Consider the following 23,243-nt stretch of genomic DNA (forward strand, 5'->3'; position numbering starts at 1 on the left):
GGGGTTTCAAGCATGGCTTATAAAGTCATCATTCCTGCAGCAGGTCAAGGTAAAAGAATGGGAGTAGGGAAAAATAAACTTTTGCTACAGTTGTGTCAAATGCCCGTTATTATTCATACGTTAAAAGTATTTGAAAAGGACGAACGGTGCAGCAACGTTATATTAGTTATCAATCCACAAGAAAAATATATATTTGAGGAAATGTTAAATAAATATAAAATAAAAAAAGTAACGGAGCTTGTGACTGGCGGAAAAGAACGGCAGGAAAGCGTATATAACGGCTTAAAAACAATGGAGTCAGAAGAAGGGATTGTTCTTGTTCATGATGGGGCCAGACCATTTATTGATTTGGAAATCATTGATCAATTACTCTCTTCTACTCAAATAAATGGTGCTTCTATTGTCGCTGTTCGGTTGAAGGATACGATAAAAAAAGCACAAGACAATACCGTACTTGAAACAATTGAGCGATCTAGCTTGTGGGCTGTTCAAACCCCACAAGCTTTTCGTATTTCACTCCTTCGAAAAGCTCATGAAAAGGCCAAGGAAGCGTCATTTGTTGGAACAGATGATGCAAGTTTAGTTGAACAAATAGGCCATAAGGTAGCAATAGTAGAAGGGAATTATGACAATATTAAGCTTACGACGCAAGAGGACCTCTTTTTTGCTGAGGCAATTATTCGAAAAAGACAAAGGAGACTAACTAATGATGTTTCGTATAGGTCAAGGTTTTGATGTCCATAAACTAGTAGAAAACCGGCCACTCATTATTGGCGGGGTTGAAATTCCTTATGAAAAAGGATTAACAGGACACTCTGATGCAGATGTACTTTTACATACAATAACCGATGCTTGTCTAGGTGCCGTTGGAGAAGGAGATATCGGGAGACATTTCCCTGACATTGATCCAACATATAAGGATGCAGACTCTGCAAAGCTGTTGAAGCAAATTTGGGAAATGATTAAGGAAAAAGGCTATAAGCTAGTGAACGCAGATTGTACTATTATTGCCCAAAAACCAAAGATGGCACCATACATTAATGAAATACAGGCAAAGATAGCTGAATTATTAGAAGCAACACCAGATCAAATCAATGTGAAAGCAACTACGACTGAAACACTTGGCTTTACTGGCCGAGGAGAAGGTATTGCTGCGCAGGCAGTAGTGTTATTACAAAAAGATAAATAACCCTTTAATTTGCTTTCATTCTTAAGAGCATGAGTGATAAAATAAGCAAAGGGTCATGGTGAAATTCTTTTAAAATATGAGGAGGAGTCATTCATGTCAAATGGTGTTCGTGTGCGCTATGCGCCTAGTCCAACAGGACATTTACATATCGGTAATGCTCGAACAGCCTTATTCAATTATTTATTTGCCCGCAACCAAAACGGGAAGTTCATTATTCGTATTGAAGATACAGATAAAAAACGAAATATTGAAGGCGGAGAGCAAAGCCAGTTAAAATATTTAAAATGGCTTGGAATCGATTGGGATGAAAGTGTTGATGTTGGTGGAGAGTACGGACCGTATCGTCAATCTGAGCGGACAGAAATATACAAAAAATATTATAAAGAACTTCTTGATAAAGGACTAGCTTACAAATGCTACTGTACTGAAGAAGAACTAGAAGCTGAGCGGGAGGGGCAAATTGCCCGAAGCGAAATGCCTCGTTATTCAGGGAAATGCCGTCATTTAACGAATGATGAGCAAACACGACTTGAAGAAGAAGGATGCCAACCTAGTATTCGCTTTAAAGTACCTAAAGGAAAAATTTACTCCTTTGAAGATATGGTAAAAGGATCCGTTTCATTTGAATCAGATGGGATAGGCGATTTTGTCATTGTAAAAAAAGATGGAACACCAACATATAACTTTGCTGTTGCGATTGATGATCAATTAATGGAGATATCCCATGTTTTACGTGGAGATGATCATATCTAAAACACACCAAAACAATTGATGATTTTTGAAGCATTAGGCTGGAAAGCGCCTGTTTTTGGACATATGACATTAATTGTTAACGAAAATCGAAAAAAATTAAGTAAACGAGATGAATCGATCATTCAATTTATTGAGCAATATGAAGAACTTGGCTATTTACCTGAGGCATTATTCAACTTTATTACTTTATTAGGATGGTCACCGTCAGGAGAAGAAGAAATCTTTTCTAAAGAAGAGTTAATTTCTATTTTTGATCCAAATCGTTTATCTAAGTCACCTGCATTGTTTGATAAACAAAAGCTTACTTGGATGAATAATCAATATATTAAAAGGCTTGATCTTAATAAAGTGATTGAACTTTCACTACCTCATCTTATTCATGCGGGTCGGGTGAGTGAGAGCATGTCTGATGAGGAAACGAAATGGATACATAACATCATTGCTCTATATCAAGAACAAATGAGTTATGGTGCAGAAATTGTTGAATTATCTGAAATGTTCTTTAAAGATGAGCTAAATTATGATGAAGAAGCAAAGGCAGTGCTAGCAGAAGAACAAGTGCCCGAAGTGATAAAAGCATTTCAACATGAAATTGAGAAGCTTGAGGAGTTTCAAGCAGATAAAATCAAGGCTGCCATTAAAGCAGTTCAAAAGGCAACTGGCTACAAAGAAAAAAAATTATTTATGCCAATTCGTGTTGTAACAACAGGACAAACCCATGGTCCTGAGCTGCCTTTAGCAATAGAGCTGTTAGGAAAGGAAAAAGTAATTAAACGGTTATTAAGTATTATTAGTTAACATTTATTAAAAAATATAATATATTAAACATAATTCTATATGGTTAAAACGATGATGAGGAGAAGTAAAAGAACGAAGTTTCACAGAGAAAACCATCACCGGCTGAAAGTGGTTTAGGCCTCTCGTTTTTTGAAATGCACCTCAGAGTCTCTTTTCGAACAGTTTGTTTATTTATGTTAAGACTTATTAGAAAAGGGCGGGACCTTCCGTTAGTAGGATCAAGTTGAGACTATCGTTAATAATGGTCTAAACAGAGTGGAACCGCGTTATTAAGCGTCTCTGTCCTTATGACAGAGGCGCTTTTCTTATGTAGTTAAACAATATTGTTGTTTTAGGTTAGACATGATGAAAGATAAAAAGGAATGTAAGGAGGATAGAAAAGTGTTTAAAACTTTAAAAGAAGATATTAAAGTCGTTTTTGATCAGGACCCAGCTGCAAGAAGTTATATTGAGGTAATATTAACGTACTCCGGTTTACATGCGATTTGGGCACACCGATTCGCTCACTCATTTTACAAACGGAAATTTTTCTTTATTGCTAGAGCTATTTCGCAAATTAGCCGCTTTTTTACTGGAATTGAAATTCATCCGGGAGCTAAAATCGGCAAGCGGTTTTTTATCGACCACGGTATGGGTGTTGTTATTGGAGAGACGTGTGAAATAGGTGATAACGTAACTGTCTTCCAAGGGGTTACTTTAGGAGGAACTGGGAAAGAAAAAGGAAAGAGGCATCCAACAATTAAAGATAATGCATTGATTGCAACCGGGGCAAAAGTACTTGGATCAATTACAATTGGGGAAAATTCAAAGATTGGTGCAGGCTCTGTCGTTCTACGCGATGTCCCGGATAACTCAACAGTCGTCGGAATTCCAGGCAAAGTGGTTATACGTGATGGAGTAAGGCTTAAAAAAGACCTTAATCATTGTGATTTACCAGATCCTATCGCAGATCGTTTTCATGAACTGGAACATAAAATAGCGGAATTAACAGCAGAGCTTGATGAGTTAAAAAAAGAAAGGATTCTGAATCATGGCGATTAAAATTTATAATACTTTAACACGGAAAAAAGAGATATTTGAGCCTATAGAGGAAGGCAAGGTTAAAATGTATGTATGCGGGCCGACGGTATATAATTATATTCATATAGGAAATGCTCGGCCGGCAATTGTGTTTGATACGATTCGTCGCTACTTAGAATATAGAGGTTACGATGTTCAGTTTATCTCTAATTTTACTGACGTAGATGATAAATTAATTCGTACTGCAAAAGAACTTGGAGAAGATGTTCCAACAATCGCAGACCGCTTTATTCGTGCTTATTTTGAAGATGTATCAGAACTTGGGTGCAAAAAAGCTGATGTGCATCCCCGAGTAACTGAAAATATCGGCACCATTATTGAATTTATTCGGATTTTAGTTGAAAAAGGATATGCTTATGAATCAAATAAAGATGTTTATTTTCGGACACGAAAATTCAATGATTAGGGAAAATTATCGCATCAATCTATTGATGAATTACAGTTAGGGGCACGGATTGATGTTGATGAAAAGAAACAGGATCCGTTAGATTTTGTTTTATGGAAAGAAGCAAAGGAAGGTGAAATTTCCTGGGATAGTCCATGGGGGAAAGGGCGTCCAGGCTGGCATATCGAATGTTCAGCAATGGCGCGAAAATATTTAGGAGATACAATTGATATCCACGCCGGGGGACAAGATTTAACCTTTCCGCATCATGAAAATGAAATTGCCCAATCAGAAGCTTTGACAGGTAAAACCTTTGCTAATTATTGGATTCATAATGGTTATATTAATATAGATAATGAAAAAATGTCAAAATCACTCGGTAACTTTATTTTAGTTCATGAAATTATAAAAAAATATGATCCTCAGCTGTTACGATTTTTCATGTTAGCCGTACATTATCGAAGCCCAATAAACTTTAGTGAAGAACTGCTTGAAGCAACAAAGTCATCACTGGATAGATTAAAGACATCTTACGAAAATTTAAAACATAGAAAAGAAGCGAGCGCTAATTTAACTGAAGATAATAAAGAATGGCTTCAAAAAATATCAGCTTATCATGAACAATTTATTGAAGAAATGGATGATGATTTTAATACGGCAAATGGCATTTCTATTCTGTTTGAACTGTCAAAGTTAGCTAATCAATATTTACTGAAGAAAAATACTGCTGTAGAAGTGATTGATGCTTTCATCAATGAGTTTGACGAATTGTTACAAATACTTGGACTTTCTTTCCAAAGCGAAGAGTTATTAGATGAGGAAATCGAAGAATTAATCGAGAAGCGAATTCAAGCGCGAAAAGAAAGAAATTTTCAACTAGCAGATGAAATACGTGACAAGTTAAAAGAGATGGATATTGTGCTTGAAGACACACCGCAAGGAACTAGATGGAAAAGAGGCAAATAAGAGAATGCTCCACTATGAACGGAAAATAGATGAAAAACAATTAAACAGCCTGGCGTTAGCTTACATGGGAGATGCGGTATTTGAACTATATGTACGCCGTCATCTCCTTCAAAGCGGAAAGGTGAAGCCTCATCAACTTCATCGGGAAGCAACGCATTATGTATCGGCAAAAGCACAGTCAATGGCTATTCATCAGCTATTAGACAATTCTTTTTTAAGTGAAGAGGAGACTGCTGTTGTTAGAAGAGGACGAAATGCTAAATCAGGAACAGTCCCGAAAAATACCGATATACACACATATCGATACAGCACAGGTTTCGAGTCGTTATTAGGGTATATTTACTTATCAGGGAATGAAGAACGACTTGATGAGATCGTCATAGAAACCTTTAACATAATCGAAAAAAAGAAAGGAGGGACAAATTAGAAAACATGGAATATATTTTTGGGAAAAATTCAGTAATCGAAGCATTAAAGTCAAACAGAGACATAAATAAAATTTTAATTGCTGAAGGCTCACAACGAGGCCAAATGCAGCAAGTGATAAAGCTTGCAAAGACAGGAAATGTAACCGTTCAGTTTGTTCCGAAAAAAAAGCTTGATCAAATAGCTGTCGGTAACCATCAGGGAGTTGCTGCTCAAGTTTCCGCTTACGATTATTATGAATTAGATGATTTGTTTTTAAAAGCAGAAAGAAAACAACAACTACCATTCTTTTTATTGTTAGATGAAATTGAAGACCCACATAATTTAGGATCAATTATGAGAACTTCTGACGCAGTTGGGGCACATGGGATCATTATTCCGAAACGACGTGCAGTTGGACTAACGGCAACAGTTGCAAAAACATCAACAGGCGCAATTGAACATATTCCAGTAGTCCGTGTAACGAATATGGCACGGACTATCGAAGAGCTAAAAGAACGCGGAATATGGATTGTGGGCACAGATGCGAAGGGAAGCGAGGACTATCGAACATTAGATTTTCATTTACCTCTTGGGCTTGTCATTGGCAGTGAAGGAAAAGGGATGGGTCGACTGATCAGAGAAAAGTGTGACTTCCTCGTTCATTTACCGATGTCTGGTCATGTCACTTCATTGAATGCTTCTGTAGCCGCTGCAGTACTCATGTACGAAGTTTACCGCCAACGCAATCCAATTGAGGCGTAAAAAATGGATATTTTAATTGTTGATGGCTATAACATCATTGGTGCATGGCCGGAATTAATCAAATTAAAACGAAAGAATTTATCCGCTGCGAGAGATCGGCTAATAGAAAAAATGGCTGAATACAGGGCTTACACAGGGTTTCGAGTTATTATTGTATTTGATGCTCACTTTGTAAAAGGGATTGAAAAAAAACATAAAAATTATCAAATTGAAGTTATTTTCACACGTGAAAATGAAAGTGCAGATGAGTGTATTGAGAAACTAGCAATTAAATTAAGTAACATTAAAACTCAAGTTCATGTCGCAACATCTGATTACACCGAACAATGGGCTATATTTGGACAAGGAGCCTTAAGAAAGTCAGCGCGCGAGCTGTTAAATGAAATGAATATGATAGAAAAGCAGATTGAAAAAAAGGTTGGGAAAATTCAAGAAAAACAGCCTATTTCAAAAATAGTTTTAAGTGATGAAATTGCGGAAATTTTCGAAAAATGGCGTCGAGGAGAGAAATGAACGGTTGACGTTTAAAATTATCCTACTGTATAATATTGCTATCTACGTGTCGGTCGGAGGGATCTGAGTGAGAGCTGACTTAAAGTCGAAAAGTAATGAAAATTTATTGCGGCTTACAGACGAAGAACTAGTGGATCTAGTACATAAAGGGGAAAGCGATGCATTGGATTTTTTAATTCACAAGTATCGTAACTTTGTGAGGGCAAAAGCTCGTTCTTATTTTCTGATCGGAGCGGATAAAGAAGATATTGTTCAGGAGGGTATGATCGGGCTATACAAGGCAATCCGTGACTTTAAAGAGGACAAACTATCCTCATTTAAAGCATTTGCAGAACTTTGTATAACGAGGCAGATTATTACAGCAATTAAAACAGCAACTAGACAAAAGCATATCCCGTTAAATTCATATGTTTCGCTGGACAAGCCTATTTATGATGAGGAATCAGATCGAACACTTATGGATGTTATTTCTGGAGCTAAAGTAATGGATCCAGAAGAGCTAATTATCAACCAAGAAGAATTTGATCATATTGAAATAAAAATGGGCGAACTCCTAAGCGATCTGGAAAGAAAAGTACTTGCCTTGTATTTAGACGGGCGATCATATCAGGAAATTTCTGAAGAACTAAATCGACATGTTAAATCAATCGATAATGCACTTCAGCGAGTAAAAAGGAAGCTGGAAAGATATCTAGAGGTAAGGGAGTTCTCAATTTAAAAAATTTAAAAAAATGTGCCTGTAAATGGCACATTTCTGTCGCGTTCTAACTTATATTGACTTTGGAATTAGTGCGTGTTACATTTTAAAGGCGAAAAAAGCATGCTAGAAGGTGTTTTAATGAGAGGAAAAGTAGTATTAGCGTGTACAAAATGCGGGTCGAGAAACTATGTTACGATGAACAATCGACAAGGACAAACAACCCGGCTTGAATTGAAGAAATTTTGTAAAACATGTAACAGTCATACGATTCATCGCGAAACAAAATAACAATGGTTTATATAAATAAATGCAATTCCTTTAGTTGGAGGGTACAGAATGCAACGAATAGTAAATTTTTTCCGCGGGGTTGGCCGCGAGATGAAAAAAGTTAGCTGGCCGAAACGTAATGAACTAGTCCGTTACACAATTACAGTATTAACAACTGTTATATTCATGACTGTGTTTTTTGCTATTTCAGACATAGGGATTTCTAAACTTATTCGTTTAATTCTTGAATAACCCTTGTATACTCATGGTATAATGGAAAATAAACAAAAGCATGTGTGTAAAGCCCGGTTGACACGGGTTTTTTCATTTGGAAAATTTTTTACAGACGGTTAATTTTTAAAATGCAGGGAGGGAAGGACGATCAAGTCCTCTTGAATGGAAAAGAACTGGTATGTCGTGCATACGTATTCGGGTTACGAAAATAAAGTAAAAACCAACCTAGAAAAACGTGTAGAATCAATGGGAATGCAAGAAAAAATTTTTCGTGTTATCGTTCCTGAAGAAGAAGAATCAGAAATAAAAAACGGAAAGAAAAAAATAGTAAAGCGAAAAGTCTTTCCTGGATATGTTTTAGTTGAATTAGTCATGACGGATGATTCTTGGTATGTTGTCCGTAACACACCCGGTGTGACAGGGTTTGTAGGTTCTGCTGGATCGGGATCGAAACCAACCCCGCTATTACCTGAAGAAGTTAATACCATTTTAAAACGGATGGGTGTAGAAGAAAAACGAATCGATATTAACTTCGAATTAGGGGAGACAGTTCGTGTAAATGAAGGTCCTTTTGCAAACTTTACAGGGGTCATTGAAGAAATTGACAAAGATAAAGCGAAACTTAAAGTTTTAGTTAATATGTTTGGGCGAGATACCCCTATTGAGCTGGAATACACCCAAATTGAAAAATTATAAGAGGAAAAGAACTTGAAATCAGCAAAAAAAAGTGATAACATTTCAAAGGTCAGTATGTCTCAAAATATGAGACTGAATCACGATTAAGTTCTTTATATAAAGTGAAGCTCCTATTAGTGAATAAATCATTAAAAGGCAGTTGAACCGATACAGTTTTTATAGGCAATCATTGCTTTAGCAGAAATCTTGCCTATAGAAACGGATAAAGACTTTTATGAGTGGGAGGGGGTAACCCCTATTACCACATCACGGACTTTAAGGAGGTGTGTCTCGTGGCTAAAAAAGTAATTAAAATAGTAAAGCTGCAAATACCTGCAGGTAAAGCAAACCCTGCACCGCCTGTCGGCCCTGCATTAGGTCAAGCCGGTGTAAACATTATGGGATTTTGTAAAGAATTTAACGCTCGCACCGCTGATCAAGCTGGTTTAATTATTCCTGTTGAAATTACGGTGTTTGAAGACCGTTCATTTACTTTTATTACAAAAACTCCTCCTGCTGCTGTCCTACATAAAAAAGCAGCTGGTATTGAGTCTGGTTCAGGTGAACCAAATCGTAATAAAGTAGCAACAGTAAAGCGTGACAAAGTACGCGAGATTGCTGAAATGAAAATGCCTGACTTAAATGCTGCAAGTGTTGAAGCGGCTATTCGTATGGTTGAAGGCACTGCACGCAGCATGGGTATTGTTATTGAAGACTAATCCACTTGTGTATTGCAATATTGATTGGGGTTGCGAAGATGGAAAAGATTTCATTCGCAACCTTTATTCGTGGGAGGTTATTCCGCTAAAACCACAGTCAAGGAGGAAATAGTAAATGGCTAAAAAGGGAAAGAAATATTTAGAAGCTGCTAAGCTTGTTGACCGTTCAAAAGATTATCCGATTGAAGAAGCAATCGAACTAGCAAAGAAAACAAACTTTGCTAAATTCGATGCAACTGTTGAAGTTAGCTTCCGTTTAGGAGTAGACCCTAAAAAAGCTGACCAACAAATTCGCGGAGCAGTAGTTCTTCCGAACGGTACAGGTAAAACACAACGAGTACTTGTGTTTGCAAAAGGCGAGAAGTTGAAAGAAGCTGAAGCAGCTGGTGCTGATTATGTAGGAGATGCAGAATATATTAACAAGATCAATCAAGGATGGTTTGATTTTGACGTAATCGTTGCAACACCTGATATGATGGGCGAAGTTGGTAAACTTGGCCGTATATTAGGACCAAAAGGCTTAATGCCAAACCCTAAGACAGGTACTGTTACATTTGATGTAGAAAAAGCTGTAAAGGAAATTAAGGCAGGTAAAGTTGAATATCGCATCGACAAAGCTGGTATTATCCATGTTCCGATTGGTAAAGCTTCCTTTGAGAGCGAGAAGTTACTTGAAAACTTTACTACAATTTTTGACACAATGTTGAAAGTAAAACCTCCAGCAGCTAAAGGAACATATATGAAGAGTATAACGATTACAACAACAATGGGACCGGGAATTAAAATCGATCCGACATCTGTTACATTAAAAAGCTATTTTGACAACAAAAAACACTTTTAGTATAATTGTCTCTGTTGTAAAAATAAATAACATTTATACCGTAGACAGTAGGTGCAAAAAAGCTTAATTTCCTACCGAGGTAATACGATAGATAACGTTAGATCATTTATAAATGACTATTGTATACAACCTCCATGTCTATTCTCGATATGGAGGTTTTTTATTGGAACGGTATGAATGTGTTACAGCACAATATAGGGGGTGTAATGATGAGCGGCGCTATCGAAAAAAAGAAACAAGTAGTTGCTGAAATTACTGACAAATTAAAAGCTAGTAAATCAACAATTATCGTTGACTACCGCGGTCTGAAAGTTTCAGAAGTAACTGAACTTCGTAAGCAACTTCGTGAAGCTGGAGTCGAGTTTAAAGTATATAAAAATACATTCTCTCGTCGTGCGGCTGAAGCGGTTGAATTATCAGGTTTAAATGAAGCGTTAACTGGTCCGAATGCAATTGCGTTTAGCACTGAAGATGTAGTAGCTCCTGCGAAAATTTTAAATGAGTTTTCGAAAAAGAACGAAGCTCTTGAAATTAAAGCTGGTGTTATTGAAGGAAATATTGCAACAGTTGAGGAAATTAAGGCTCTTGCAGATTTACCATCTCGGGAAGGTTTACTTTCTATGTTGCTTAGCGTTCTTCAAGCTCCAATCCGTAACCTTGCTCTTGCTGCAAAAGCAGTGGCAGATCAAAAAGAAGAACAAGGCGCGTAAATTCGTTTATTAATACGTTTAAACTTTAACTTAAGGAGGAAAAATGATTATGACTAAAGAACAAATTATTGAAGCAGTCAAAAATATGACTGTTTTAGAACTAAATGATTTAGTAAAAGCAATTGAGGAAGAGTTCGGTGTAACTGCTGCTGCTCCTGTAGCTGTAGTAGGTGGCGCTGCTGGTGGCGAAGCTGCTGCTGAGAAAACTGAATTTGATGTTGTGCTTGCTGAAGTAGGCGGTCAAAAAATTAAAGTTATTAAAGCAGTTCGTGAGATCACTGGTCTTGGACTTAAAGAGGCAAAAGAACTCGTTGACAACACTCCAAAGCCAATTAAAGAAGGCGTTTCTAAAGAAGAAGCTGAAGAGATCAAAGGTAAGCTTGAAGAAGTTGGAGCAGGCGTTGAAGTAAAATAATGCCGCTTAAAAGTCCGCTTAACAAAAGCGGGCTTTTTTAGTAGGGGTGTCGAGCTTCATTAGACACCCTAACTGAAAAAAAAAATTTTTTCTCCTTTTCTCCTTCTTTCTTGTAATCCCCTGTGGAGGTGAATGATGAACGATCATTATTATTCTCGTACTCAAAATGCCGATAGTAAACCATTGTTTTGGAATTACACATTAAAAAATCATCCATTTCGGTTTAAAACCGACAATGGTGTATTCTCAAAAAAAGAAGTTGATTTCGGTTCTCGCTTATTAATTGAAACATTTGAAGCCCCGAAAATAAATGGGTTATTTCTTGATGTAGGTTGTGGATACGGTCCGATTGGTTTAGCGGTTGCATTGTCATATCCTAACGAAATTGTACATATGGTTGATGTGAATGAACGGGCAATATCGTTAGCAAAGGAAAATGCTAAAATAAATCAAGTTTCTAATGTTCTAATTTATGAGAGTGATCAACTTTCAAATGTGAAAGAGAAAGATTTTGCTGCTGTTATAACAAATCCACCTATACGTGCTGGTAAAAAAATTGTGCATGGAATTTTCACACAAGCATTAGATCATTTAAAGCCTAATGGGGAGCTTTGGGTAGTCATTCAAAAGAAGCAAGGGGCTCCTTCAACTTTGAATAAACTATCTGAACTATACGGAAAAGTTGAAGTTGTTGTTAAGGAGAAAGGATATTTTATTATTAAAGCAGTAAAGCATTGACTTTAAACATTGACTATGGTAGCATTATAAAATGCCAATGTTTTTTCTCTTTAACCTACCTAAAATAATCTTTTATTGTATATTTTTGGGATGTAAAGGAAAAAATAACAAAATAATAGTTCGTTTGTGAAAATGTGGTTTTTGGGAGAAAACCCTTTTTCTTTTTTGTCTTATGAAGTGTCCAACTAATAAGACAAAATGATAGATGTAATTATTACGCTTGATTTGAGGGGTGAATCAGTTGATAGGTCAACTAGTTCAGTATGGACGACACCGCCAGCGAAGAAGTTATGCGCGTATTAACGAAGTTTTAGAATTACCAAATCTTATTGAAATTCAAACCTCTTCTTATCAATGGTTCCTTGATGAGGGTTTGCGGGAAATGTTTCAAGACATTTCGCCAATCGAAGACTTTACGGGAAATTTGTCACTGGAATTTATCGATTACAGCCTTGGAGAGTTAAAATACTCTGTTGAAGAGTCTAAAGAAAGAGATGTCACATTTTCTGCACCTCTCCGTGTAAAAGTTCGTCTTGTGAATAAGGAAACAGGCGAAGTAAAAGACCAAGATGTCTTTATGGGAGACTTTCCTTTAATGACGGAAACAGGTACTTTTATTATCAATGGGGCTGAACGTGTTATTGTTTCCCAATTAGTGCGTTCCCCAAGTGTATACTACAGTGGGAAAATAGATAAAAACGGGAAAAAAGGTTTTACAGCAACTGTGATCCCAAATCGGGGCGCTTGGCTTGAATATGAAACAGATGCCAAGGATGTTGTATATGTAAGAATTGATCGTACGAGGAAGTTACCTGTTACGGTCCTTTTGCGTGCGTTAGGATTCGGTTCTGATCAAGAAATTATCGATTTGATTGGAGATAACGAATACCTTCGTAACACTCTCGAAAAAGACAATACAGAAAGTACGGAAAAAGCTTTATTAGAAATTTATGAACGTCTTCGTCCAGGTGAACCGCCAACGGTTGATAACGCGAAGAGCTTATTAGTTTCTAGATTTTTTGATCCGAAGCGTTATGATCTAGCAAGTGTAGGTCGGTATAAAATTAATAAAAAACTCCATATAAAAAATCGTCTTTTTGGTCATCGTCTAGCGGAAACGTTAGTTGATCCAGAAACAGGAGAAATTATTGTTGAAAAAGGTACTATTCTTGATCGTCGAACATTAGATCGGATCCTTCCGATGCTGAAAAAAAAAATATTGGTTTCAAAGCATATGATCCTGTTAGAGGAGTCGTTGAAGAGGAGACGGTACTTCAAACGATTAAGATTTATGCACCAAATGAGGATAATGAGAAGGTAATCAATGTTATTGGGAATGCATACGTGGAGGAAAAGGTTAAAAATATTACATCGGCAGACATTATCGCTTCAATTAGCTACTTCTTTAATCTTTTACACGGAGTAGGCATTACTGACGATATTGACCATTTAGGAAATAGACGGCTCCGCTCTGTTGGAGAGCTGTTACAAAATCAATTCCGAATTGGTTTGTCGCGAATGGAACGGGTAGTGCGGGAAAGAATGTCAATTCAAGATACGAATACAATTACACCGCAACAGTTAATTAATATTCGTCCGGTTATCGCATCAATAAAAGAGTTCTTTGGAAGCTCTCAGCTATCCCAGTTCATGGATCAAACAAATCCGCTCGCTGAGTTAACACATAAGCGCCGTCTTTCAGCACTTGGACCTGGCGGTTTAACTCGCGAACGAGCAGGTTTTGAAGTGCGTGACGTTCATTATTCTCACTATGGAAGAATGTGTCCGATTGAGACGCCAGAAGGTCCAAATATTGGTCTCATAAACTCTTTGTCGACATTTGCAAAGGTTAATCGGTTCGGCTTTATTGAAACACCATATCGAAGAGTTGATCCAGAAACGGGAAAGGTTTCAGACAAAATTGATTACTTAACAGCAGATGAAGAAGATAACTACGTTGTCGCACAAGCAAACGCTCGTTTAGATGAAGATGGAAAGTTTTTAGATGAAGAAGTAGTTGCTCGTTTCCGCGGTGAAAACACTGTAGTACCCCGTGATCGTGTTGATTATATGGACGTATCACCAAAGCAAGTTGTTTCAGCCGCAACTGCTTGTATTCCGTTTTTGGAAAATGATGACTCAAACCGGGCATTAATGGGAGCAAACATGCAGCGTCAAGCCGTACCATTAATGCAGCCAGAAGCACCGGTTGTCGGTACTGGTATGGAGTATGTTTCCGCAAAAGACTCTGGAGCTGCAGTTATTTGTAAACATGCAGGTATTGTAGAGCACGTGGAAGCACGTGAAATTTGGGTACGTCGTATAGCTGAAGTTGACGGCACTGAGGTTAAAGGTGATCTTGATAAATATCGTCTTCTTAAATTTATCCGCTCTAACCAAGGGACATGCTATAACCAACGTCCAATTGTTAAACAAGGAGACCGAGTTGTTAAAGGAGAAATTCTTGCAGATGGCCCTTCAATGGATAAGGGAGAGCTTGCCCTTGGCCGAAATGTACTCATCGCTTTTATGACATGGGATGGATACAACTACGAAGATGCGATTATTATGAGTGAACGTCTTGTGAAGGACGATGTGTACACATCAATTCATATTGAAGAATATGAGTCTGAATCAAGAGATACAAAGCTGGGTCCAGAGGAAATTACCCGCGATATTCCAAATGTCGGGGAAGATGCTCTTAGAAACTTAGATGAACGTGGAATTATTAGAATTGGTGCCGAAGTTAAAGATGGAGATTTATTAGTAGGAAAAGTAACACCAAAAGGTGTAACCGAATTAACTGCTGAAGAGCGTTTATTGCATGCGATTTTCGGTGAAAAAGCGCGTGAAGTTCGGGATACTTCCCTCCGTGTGCCACACGGTGGAGGCGGAATTGTTCTAGATGTTAAAGTGTTCAATCGTGAAGATGGAGATGAATTACCACCAGGTGTAAACCAACTTGTCCGTGTTTATATCGTTCAAAAACGAAAGATTTCTGAAGGGGACAAAATGGCAGGTCGTCATGGTAATAAAGGGGTTATTTCAAAAATTTTACCTGAAGAAGATATGCCGTTTTTACCAGATGGAACACAAGTAGATGTCATGCTTAATCCGTTAGGTGTTCCTTCACGGATGAACATCGGTCAAGTGCTGGAGCTTCACTTAGGTATGGCTGCAAGAAGATTAGGTCTACATGTCGCGTCTCCAGTATTTGATGGAGCAACTGAAGATGATGTTTGGTCAACGATTGAGGAAGCTGGAATGGCTCGTGACGCTAAAACCGTTCTATACGACGGCCGCACAGGAGAACCATTTGATAACCGCGTCTCCGTCGGGGTTATGTATATGATTAAGCTTGCTCACATGGTTGATGATAAACTTCATGCCCGTTCTACTGGTCCGTATTCTTTAGTAACGCAACAGCCACTCGGCGGTAAAGCACAATTTGGTGGTCAGCGTTTTGGAGAAATGGAAGTTTGGGCGCTTGAAGCTTACGGTGCTGCCTATACACTTCAAGAGATCCTTACTGTTAAATCTGATGATGTTGTAGGGCGAGTCAAGACATACGAAGCAATTGTTAAAGGAGAAAATGTACCAGAGCCTGGCGTTCCTGAATCATTTAAAGTGTTAATTAAAGAATTACAAAGTTTAGGACTGGATGTAAAAATTCTTTCAGGTGACGAGAAAGAAATCGAAATGCGTGACCTAGAAGACGAAGATGAAATGCACCAAGCAGAAACGTTAACAATTGCCCCTGAACAGAAAGAAACTGAAAAAGTTGGTATGAAAGAATAGCGATGGAAAAGTGGAGCAATAAGGGTAAAAACCTTAGATCAAAAGGGAGGTAGGCCCCTTGCTAGATGTAAATAATTTTGAGTATATGAAAATAGGCCTTGCTTCGCCAGATAAAATTCGTTCTTGGTCTTTTGGTGAAGTTAAAAAGCCTGAAACAATTAACTATCGTACATTAAAACCTGAAAAAGACGGTTTGTTTTGTGAACGTATTTTTGGTCCGACAAAGGATTGGGAATGTCATTGTGGAAAATACAAGCGTGTTCGCTACAAAGGCGTAGTTTGTGATCGATGTGGGGTTGAAGTGACACGAGCTAAAGTACGTCGGGAACGAATGGGTCATATTGAACTAGCAGCACCTGTATCCCACATTTGGTATTTTAAAGGGATTCCTAGTCGAATGGGGCTTGTTTTAGACATGTCTCCGCGAGCACTTGAGGAAGTCATTTACTTTGCTTCATACGTTGTGACTGAATCTGGAGATACGACTCTTGAAAAGAAGCAGCTCCTATCCGAAAAGGAATACCGTGCATATCGTGAAAAATACGGTAATAAATTCCAAGCTTCTATGGGTGCAGAGGCGATCAAAAAGCTTCTTCAAGATATTAACTTAGATAAAGAAGTTGAGATGTTGAAAGAAGAATTAAAGAGTGCCCAAGGTCAGCGTCGGACTCGAGCGATTAAACGTTTAGAAGTATTGGAAGCTTTTCGTCACTCTGGAAACGAGCCTTATTGGATGATCTTAGAAGTCCTTCCTGTTATCCCTCCAGAGCTTCGTCCAATGGTTCAGTTAGATGGCGGACGATTTGCAACATCTGATTTAAATGATTTATATCGAAGAGTCATTAACCGTAATAACCGTTTAAAGCGCTTGTTAGATTTAGGTGCGCCAAGCATTATCGTCCAGAATGAAAAACGGATGCTGCAAGAAGCGGTTGATGCATTAATAGATAATGGTCGTCGTGGTCGACCAGTAACTGGTCCTGGAAACCGACCATTAAAATCACTTTCCCATATGTTAAAAGGGAAACAAGGACGTTTCCGTCAAAACCTGCTCGGAAAACGTGTCGATTACTCGGGCCGTTCGGTAATTGTTGTAGGTCCGAATTTAAAAATGTACCAATGCGGGCTACCGAAAGAAATGGCACTTGAGCTCTTTAAGCCTTTTGTCATGAAAGAGCTTGTAGAAAAAGGGTTAGCGCATAATATTAAATCTGCGAAGCGAAAAATCGAACGTGTTCAACCTGAAGTATGGGACGTTTTAGAAGAAGTGATAAAAGAGCATCCGGTTCTTCTTAACCGAGCTCCAACCCTTCATAGACTTGGTATTCAAGCCTTCGAACCAACACTTGTCGAAGGAAGAGCAATTCGATTACATCCGCTAGTCTGTACAGCTTATAATGCAGACTTTGATGGGGACCAAATGGCAGTTCACGTTCCGCTGTCAGCTGAAGCCCAAGCTGAGGCGCGTGTGCTAATGCTTGCAGCACAAAATATTTTGAATCCGAAAGACGGTAAACCTGTTGTTACACCTTCTCAAGATATGGTATTAGGCAACTACTACCTTACAATGGAACGGGAAAATGCTGTTGGAGAAGGAATGGTCTTTAAAGATTCAGACGAAGCATTAATCGCTTACCAAAATGGCTATGTACATTTGCATACAAGAATAGCTATTCATGCAGGTTCATTGAATAATGAAACGTTTACGGAAGAGCAAAACAATAAACTGTTGCTGACTACTGTCGGTAAAATTATTTTTAATGAAATATTACCGAGCACATTTCCATACATTAATGAACCTACTAAAACGAACTTACGAGTTAAAACACCGGAGAAATATTTTGTTGAAAAAGGTGTAGATGTAAAAGCTCATATAAAAGAGCAGCCTTTAGTAGAACCATTTAAGAAAAAAATTCTTGGTAAAATTATTTCAGAAGTATTCAAGCGATTCCAAATTACTGAGACTTCAAAAATGCTTGACCGAATGAAAGATTTAGGGTTTAAATACTCAACAAAGGCCGGTATTACTGTAGGTGTAGCCGACATTGTCGTGTTATCTGAAAAAGAAGCAATCCTTCAAGAGGCTCAAGACAAAGTAGACAATGTATTAAAACAATTCAGACGTGGACTCATAACTGAAGATGAGCGGTATGACCGAGTTATCTCTATATGGAGTGTTGCTAAAGATACAATTCAAACAAAGCTTATGAAATCTTTAGATAAACTGAATCCAATTTTCATGATGAGTGATTCAGGTGCCCGTGGTAACGCCTCAAACTTTACACAATTGGCTGGAATGCGTGGGTTGATGGCTAACCCTGCTGGACGGATTATTGAATTACCAATCAAGTCAAGTTTCCGAGAAGGCTTAACGGTGCTAGAGTACTTTATTTCAACGCATGGTGCGCGTAAAGGTCTTGCGGACACAGCGTTGAAAACAGCCGATTCTGGTTATTTAACTCGTCGTCTTGTGGATGTCGCTCAAGATGTTATCGTTCGTGAAGATGACTGCGGAACTGATCGTGGTCTACTAGTAGCGGCTTTAAAGGACGGTACAGAAGTTATTGAAACATTAGAAGAGCGCTTAATCGGACGTTATGCTAGAAAAGCAATTAAGCATCCAGAAACAGGAGCTACGATCGTCTCAGAAAATGGTCTGATTACTGAAGATATTGCAAAAGAAATTACTGAACTGAATATTGAAGAAGTATGGATCCGCTCAGCGTTTACATGTAACACAAGACACGGTGTCTGTAAAAAATGCTACGGTCGAAATTTAGCTACTGGACAGGAAGTAGAGGTTGGAGAAGCTGTAGGTATTATCGCGGCCCAATCGATTGGAGAACCAGGAACACAGTTGACGATGCGGACATTCCATACTGGTGGAGTTGCAGGAGACGATATTACACAAGGTTTGCCGCGTGTTCAAGAATTATTTGAAGCCCGCAACCCTAAAGGACAGTCAGTTATTTCCGAAATAGATGGTGTAGTTGTCGATATTCATGAAGGACGTGACCGCCAGCATGAAATCGTCGTCCAAGGTGAAGTGGAAACGAGAACATATAATGCACCTTACACTGCTAGGTTAAAAGTAAGTGTGAATGATAACATAGAGGCGGGTCAAGAGTTAACGGAAGGATCTATTGATCCGAAAGAACTCTTAAAAATTAAAGATGTATCAGCTGTACAAGAGTACTTGCTGAAAGAAGTACAAAAAGTTTATAGAATGCAAGGGGTTGAAATTGGCGACAAGCATATTGAAGTAATGGTACGCCAAATGCTTCGTAAAATACGGGTAATTGATGCTGGAGAGACTGATGTTCTTCCAGGAACACTCCTTGATATTCACCAATTCACTGATGCAAATGAAAAGGCGCTTATTGAAGGAAAGCTTCCAGCAACCGGACGCCCAGTTTTATTAGGTATTACGAAAGCATCTTTAGAAACGGATTCTTTCTTATCAGCAGCCTCGTTCCAAGAAACAACAAGGGTATTGACTGATGCTGCGATTAAAGGAAAACGAGACGAATTACTCGGTTTGAAGGAGAATGTAATAATCGGTAAGCTAGTTCCAGCAGGAACGGGAATGCAGCGTTATCGTAAAGCAGAACCTTTTATAAAGGACGATGAAGTCATCGAGGACTCATTCCTCATCGAGTAGTAAATTTATTGTTGCGGTACTAGCCGTATAGAAGTAGTATTGCGGCTAGTACCGTTTTTAAAATATTTTAAAATGAGTTGACATCTATCTTACAGGATGATAATATAGCAAAGGTGATCCTATACTAACCTGATACTTTGGAGGATAGAAAGGTGTCTTATGATAAAGTATTACAGGCAAACAAAATTATTGTAGGAACAAAACAAACAGTGAAAGCAATAAAAACGGGCAAAGCCTCTGAGGTAGTTTTAGCAAGTGATGCTGATCCTAAGGTGAAGACGATCATATTGAAAACTGCCGAAGAAATGAATGTTCCTGTTGCAAAAGTAGATTCAATGCGCAAACTTGGAAAAGTATGTGGAATTGAAGTGAGTGCTGCAGCTGTAGCAATTATTTATTAGAAACTGTTTTTGCAGACATTTCTGCAAAAACTTTGTTTTTTGCAAAAATGAACCACCTGGATGTGTGGGCTTAAATCTATGCAATGAAGGGAGGAAAATTATTATGCCTACTATTAACCAATTAGTGCGCAAACCTCGTAAATCTAAAGAAGTAACATCTAAGTCACCTGCGCTTAACAAAGGTTATAATTAAAAAAAAAAAGCACAAACAAACACAACTTCACCACAAAAACGTGGAGTTTGTACTCGTGTTGGTACAATGACACCGAAAAAACCGAACTCAGCGTTACGTAAATATGCTCGTGTTCGCTTGACAAACGGAATTGAAGTTACGGCTTATATTCCTGGTATCGGTCATAACTTGCAAGAGCACAGTGTTGTATTAATTCGCGGCGGTCGTGTGAAAGACTTACCGGGTGTACGTTATCACATTGTTCGTGGAGCACTTGATACAGCTGGTGTAGAAAGTCGTAAGCAAGGTCGTTCTAAATATGGTACGAAAAAGCCAAAAAAAAAAAAGTAAGCACACGTTAATAGATAGCATCGCTGAAAGGAGGAAAAAACATGCCACGTAAAGGACCTGTAGCGAAAAGAGATGTATTGCCAGATCCAATCTACAACTCTAAGCTAGTTACTCGCCTGATCAACAAAATGATGGTTGATGGTAAGAGAGGAAAAGCACAGAAAATACTTTATACTTCATTTGATATCATTCGCGACCGTACCGGGAAAGATCCTATGGAAGTGTTTGATCAAGCATTGAAAAATGTAATGCCTGTATTAGAAGTAAGAGCTCGTCGTGTTGGGGGAGCCAACTACCAAGTTCCAGTAGAGGTGCGTCCTGATCGACGTTCAACTCTTGGACTTCGTTGGTTAGTAAACTACTCTCGTCTTCGCGGTGAGAAGACAATGGAAGAGCGTTTAGCGAATGAGATTCTTGATGCAGCTAATAACACTGGATCATCAGTGAAGAAACGCGAAGAAACTCATAAGATGGCAGAAGCAAATAAAGCATTTGCTCATTATCGCTGGTAATTATACCTTCAATAAATTAAAACATTCATATTAAGGAAGGAGAAAGACCCAATGGCAAGAGAGTTCTCCTTAGAAAAGACTCGTAATATCGGTATCATGGCACATATTGATGCTGGAAAAACAACGACAACTGAACGTATTCTTTTCTATACTGGCCGTATTCATAAAGTTGGTGAGACTCACGAAGGTGCGTCACAAATGGACTGGATGGAACAAGAACAAGAACGTGGAATTACAATCACTTCTGCTGCAACGACAGCACAGTGGAAAGGTCATCGTGTCAACATCATTGATACACCAGGACACGTAGACTTTACAGTTGAAGTTGAACGCTCTCTACGTGTACTTGATGGTGCAGTAACAGTTCTTGACGCACAATCTGGAGTAGAACCGCAAACAGAAACTGTTTGGCGACAAGCTACAACATACGGAGTACCACGTATCGTATTCGTAAATAAGATGGACAAGATTGGTGCAGATTTCTTATATGCTGTATCAACACTTCACGATCGATTAGAAGCAAATGCACATCCAGTGCAATTGCCTATCGGAGCTGAAGACCAATTTAACGGAGTTATTGATCTTATCGATATGGTCGCTTACACTTACGAAGATGACCTTGGTACAGTTTCTGAAGCAAAAGAAATTCCTGATGACTATAAAGAACTTGCAGAAGAATGGCGGAATAAGCTAGTTGAGGCTGTTGCTGAAATCGATGAAGATTTAATGATGAAATACTTAGAAGGCGAAGAAATCACGAAGGAAGAGCTAAAAGCTGCGATCCGTAAAGGAACGTTAAATGTTGAGTTCTATCCTGTCTACTGTGGTTCAGCCTTCAAAAACAAAGGTGTACAAATTATGCTGGATGGAGTAATAGATTACCTTCCTGCTCCTATAGACGTAGCGGCAATCAAAGGTACTATTCCTGACAGTGAAGAAGAAGATGTTCGCGAATCAAGCGATGATGCACCTTTTTCTGCATTAGCATTTAAAGTAATGACTGATCCATACGTAGGGAAATTAACATTCTTCCGTGTATATTCAGGTACATTACAATCAGGCTCATACGTTCTGAACTCATCAAAGGGTAAACGTGAACGAATTGGCCGAATTCTACAAATGCATGCAAATCACCGTGAAGAGATTTCAGAAATACATTCAGGTGATATCGCCGCTGCGGTTGGTTTGAAAGACACTGGAACGGGCGACACTTTATGTGATGAGAAACATCCTATTATTTTAGAATCTATGGAATTTCCTGAGCCTGTTATTTCAGTAGCTATCGAACCAAAAACAAAAGCAGACCTAGATAAAATGGGTACAGCACTTGCAAAACTTCAAGAAGAAGACCCTACATTTAAAGCACACACAAACCAAGAGACAGGTGAAGTTATTATCTCAGGTATGGGTGAGCTCCACTTAGATATTATTGTGGATCGCTTAAAGCGTGAATTTAAGGTTGAAGCAAATGTAGGTGCTCCTCAAGTTTCCTATCGGGAAACATTCCGACAAGCTGCACAGGTTGAAGGTAAGTTTATCCGACAATCTGGTGGTCGCGGACAATTCGGTCATGTTTGGATTGAATTTATACCTAACGAAGCAGGTAAAGGCTTTGAATTTGAAAACGCAATTGTCGGTGGGGTTGTTCCTCGTGAATATGTTCCGGCTGTTCAAGCAGGTCTTGAAGACGCAATGCAAAATGGTGTTATTGCTGGATACCCATTAATTGATGTAAAAGCAAAATTATTTGATGGTTCATACCATGATGTTGACTCAAGTGAAATGGCGTTTAAGATTGCTGCATCATTAGCATTAAGAAATGCAGCATCCAAATGTAATCCTGTTTTATTAGAGCCGATTGCGAAAGTTGAAGTTGTCATCCCCGAAGAATATCTTGGCGATATTATGGGTGATATTACTTCTCGCCGCGGTCGGGTAGAAGGAATGGATGCTCGTGGAAACGCACAGGTTGTTCGTGCCATGGTTCCACTTTCAGAAATGTTTGGTTATGCGACATCTCTCCGTTCTAACACACAAGGTCGTGGAACTTACACAATGCAGTTTGATCATTATGATGAAGTACCTAAAAGCATTGCTGAAGAGATCATAAAAAAAAATAAAGGTGAATAATTGATTTTGCCAGATTTTTAAAGTATAACTACTATTGTAAGCTATTGAAGCTGTGAATAGGATAA

General features: G+C 38.4%; 19 protein-coding genes, 4 pseudogenes and 2 other annotated features. All 23 genes and pseudogenes read left to right on the plus strand.

Going from position 1 to position 23,243, the window contains the following annotated elements:
* Positions 1-12: 12 nt before the first annotated feature.
* The 23 genes and pseudogenes from ispD (at position 13) to fusA (ending at position 23,178) form a co-directional block, all read left to right on the plus strand.
* Positions 13-735, plus strand: coding sequence for a 2-C-methyl-D-erythritol 4-phosphate cytidylyltransferase (gene ispD / locus K6959_RS17295; RefSeq protein WP_163241585.1), 723 nt, complete (start codon positions 13-15; stop codon positions 733-735).
* Positions 710-1,189: a 2-C-methyl-D-erythritol 2,4-cyclodiphosphate synthase gene (gene ispF / locus K6959_RS17300; RefSeq protein WP_163241723.1), complete on the plus strand. Its 480-nt coding sequence runs from the start codon at positions 710-712 to the stop codon at positions 1,187-1,189. Before ispD ends, ispF begins: the two co-directional genes overlap by 26 nt.
* A gap of 93 nt (positions 1,190-1,282) precedes the next feature.
* A pseudogene (gene gltX / locus K6959_RS17305) lies at positions 1,283-2,740 on the plus strand (glutamate--tRNA ligase).
* 42 nt (positions 2,741-2,782) lie between these two features.
* Positions 2,783-3,024 (plus strand) — a binding site (T-box leader).
* Between the two features lie 97 nt (positions 3,025-3,121).
* Positions 3,122-3,781 carry a serine O-acetyltransferase gene (gene cysE, locus K6959_RS17310; RefSeq protein ID WP_262421820.1) on the plus strand — a complete coding sequence of 220 codons (660 nt, stop codon included), beginning with the start codon at positions 3,122-3,124 and terminating at the stop codon, positions 3,779-3,781.
* Positions 3,771-5,171 (plus strand): annotated as a pseudogene (gene cysS / locus K6959_RS17315) (cysteine--tRNA ligase). The gene cysE and the pseudogene cysS overlap by 11 nt, the downstream one beginning before the upstream one ends.
* A gap of 4 nt (positions 5,172-5,175) precedes the next feature.
* Positions 5,176-5,598 (plus strand): Mini-ribonuclease 3, encoded by a 423-nt coding sequence (locus K6959_RS17320; RefSeq protein ID WP_163241593.1) that lies wholly within the window; start codon positions 5,176-5,178, stop codon positions 5,596-5,598.
* 5 nt (positions 5,599-5,603) lie between these two features.
* On the plus strand, positions 5,604-6,341 hold the full coding sequence (rlmB, locus tag K6959_RS17325; RefSeq protein WP_163241595.1) for a 23S rRNA (guanosine(2251)-2'-O)-methyltransferase RlmB: 738 nt from the start codon (positions 5,604-5,606) through the stop codon (positions 6,339-6,341).
* A gap of 3 nt (positions 6,342-6,344) precedes the next feature.
* Entirely contained in the window at positions 6,345-6,854 is a 510-nt protein-coding gene (locus K6959_RS17330; protein WP_163241597.1) for an NYN domain-containing protein, read from the plus strand.
* A 106-nt stretch (positions 6,855-6,960) separates the two neighbouring features.
* Entirely contained in the window at positions 6,961-7,572 is a 612-nt protein-coding gene (gene sigH, locus K6959_RS17335) for an RNA polymerase sporulation sigma factor SigH (protein ID WP_218943934.1), read from the plus strand.
* A 120-nt stretch (positions 7,573-7,692) separates the two neighbouring features.
* Positions 7,693-7,842 carry a 50S ribosomal protein L33 gene (gene rpmG, locus K6959_RS17340; RefSeq protein WP_163241601.1) on the plus strand — a complete coding sequence of 50 codons (150 nt, stop codon included), beginning with the start codon at positions 7,693-7,695 and terminating at the stop codon, positions 7,840-7,842.
* 48 nt (positions 7,843-7,890) lie between these two features.
* Positions 7,891-8,073 (plus strand): preprotein translocase subunit SecE, encoded by a 183-nt coding sequence (secE, locus tag K6959_RS17345; protein WP_163241602.1) that lies wholly within the window; start codon positions 7,891-7,893, stop codon positions 8,071-8,073.
* Positions 8,074-8,217: 144 nt separating this feature from the next.
* Complete coding sequence (nusG, locus tag K6959_RS17350; RefSeq protein WP_223087154.1) at positions 8,218-8,751, plus strand: transcription termination/antitermination protein NusG; 534 nt, start codon at positions 8,218-8,220, stop codon at positions 8,749-8,751.
* Positions 8,752-9,023: 272 nt separating this feature from the next.
* Positions 9,024-9,449 (plus strand): 50S ribosomal protein L11, encoded by a 426-nt coding sequence (gene rplK / locus K6959_RS17355; RefSeq protein WP_223087155.1) that lies wholly within the window; start codon positions 9,024-9,026, stop codon positions 9,447-9,449.
* A gap of 115 nt (positions 9,450-9,564) precedes the next feature.
* A complete protein-coding gene (gene rplA / locus K6959_RS17360; protein ID WP_223087157.1) occupies positions 9,565-10,290 on the plus strand; it encodes a 50S ribosomal protein L1 in 726 nt (241 codons plus the stop codon).
* 20 nt (positions 10,291-10,310) lie between these two features.
* Positions 10,311-10,461 (plus strand) — a sequence feature (ribosomal protein L10 leader region).
* Between the two features lie 38 nt (positions 10,462-10,499).
* Positions 10,500-11,000 carry a 50S ribosomal protein L10 gene (gene rplJ, locus K6959_RS17365; RefSeq protein WP_163241606.1) on the plus strand — a complete coding sequence of 167 codons (501 nt, stop codon included), beginning with the start codon at positions 10,500-10,502 and terminating at the stop codon, positions 10,998-11,000.
* Between the two features lie 49 nt (positions 11,001-11,049).
* A complete protein-coding gene (gene rplL / locus K6959_RS17370; RefSeq protein WP_163241607.1) occupies positions 11,050-11,415 on the plus strand; it encodes a 50S ribosomal protein L7/L12 in 366 nt (121 codons plus the stop codon).
* 135 nt (positions 11,416-11,550) lie between these two features.
* Positions 11,551-12,153: a class I SAM-dependent methyltransferase gene (locus K6959_RS17375; protein WP_163241608.1), complete on the plus strand. Its 603-nt coding sequence runs from the start codon at positions 11,551-11,553 to the stop codon at positions 12,151-12,153.
* Positions 12,154-12,394: 241 nt separating this feature from the next.
* Positions 12,395-15,951 (plus strand): annotated as a pseudogene (gene rpoB / locus K6959_RS17380) (DNA-directed RNA polymerase subunit beta).
* Positions 15,952-16,009: 58 nt separating this feature from the next.
* The gene (gene rpoC, locus K6959_RS17385; protein WP_223087159.1) at positions 16,010-19,612 is read left to right on the plus strand and encodes a DNA-directed RNA polymerase subunit beta'; all 3,603 of its coding nucleotides are present in this window, start codon (positions 16,010-16,012) and stop codon (positions 19,610-19,612) included.
* A 152-nt stretch (positions 19,613-19,764) separates the two neighbouring features.
* The gene (locus K6959_RS17390; RefSeq protein ID WP_163241611.1) at positions 19,765-20,013 is read left to right on the plus strand and encodes a 50S ribosomal protein L7ae-like protein; all 249 of its coding nucleotides are present in this window, start codon (positions 19,765-19,767) and stop codon (positions 20,011-20,013) included.
* Between the two features lie 103 nt (positions 20,014-20,116).
* Positions 20,117-20,536: pseudogene (rpsL, locus tag K6959_RS17395) on the plus strand (30S ribosomal protein S12).
* A gap of 41 nt (positions 20,537-20,577) precedes the next feature.
* Positions 20,578-21,048 carry a 30S ribosomal protein S7 gene (rpsG, locus tag K6959_RS17400; RefSeq protein ID WP_163241613.1) on the plus strand — a complete coding sequence of 157 codons (471 nt, stop codon included), beginning with the start codon at positions 20,578-20,580 and terminating at the stop codon, positions 21,046-21,048.
* Positions 21,049-21,099: 51 nt separating this feature from the next.
* Entirely contained in the window at positions 21,100-23,178 is a 2,079-nt protein-coding gene (gene fusA, locus K6959_RS17405; RefSeq protein WP_163241614.1) for an elongation factor G, read from the plus strand.
* Positions 23,179-23,243 lie beyond the last annotated feature (65 nt).

It is taken from the genome of Bacillus aquiflavi (assembly GCF_019915265.1).
GTDB lineage: Bacteria > Bacillota > Bacilli > Bacillales > Cytobacillaceae > Bacillus_BT > Bacillus_BT aquiflavi.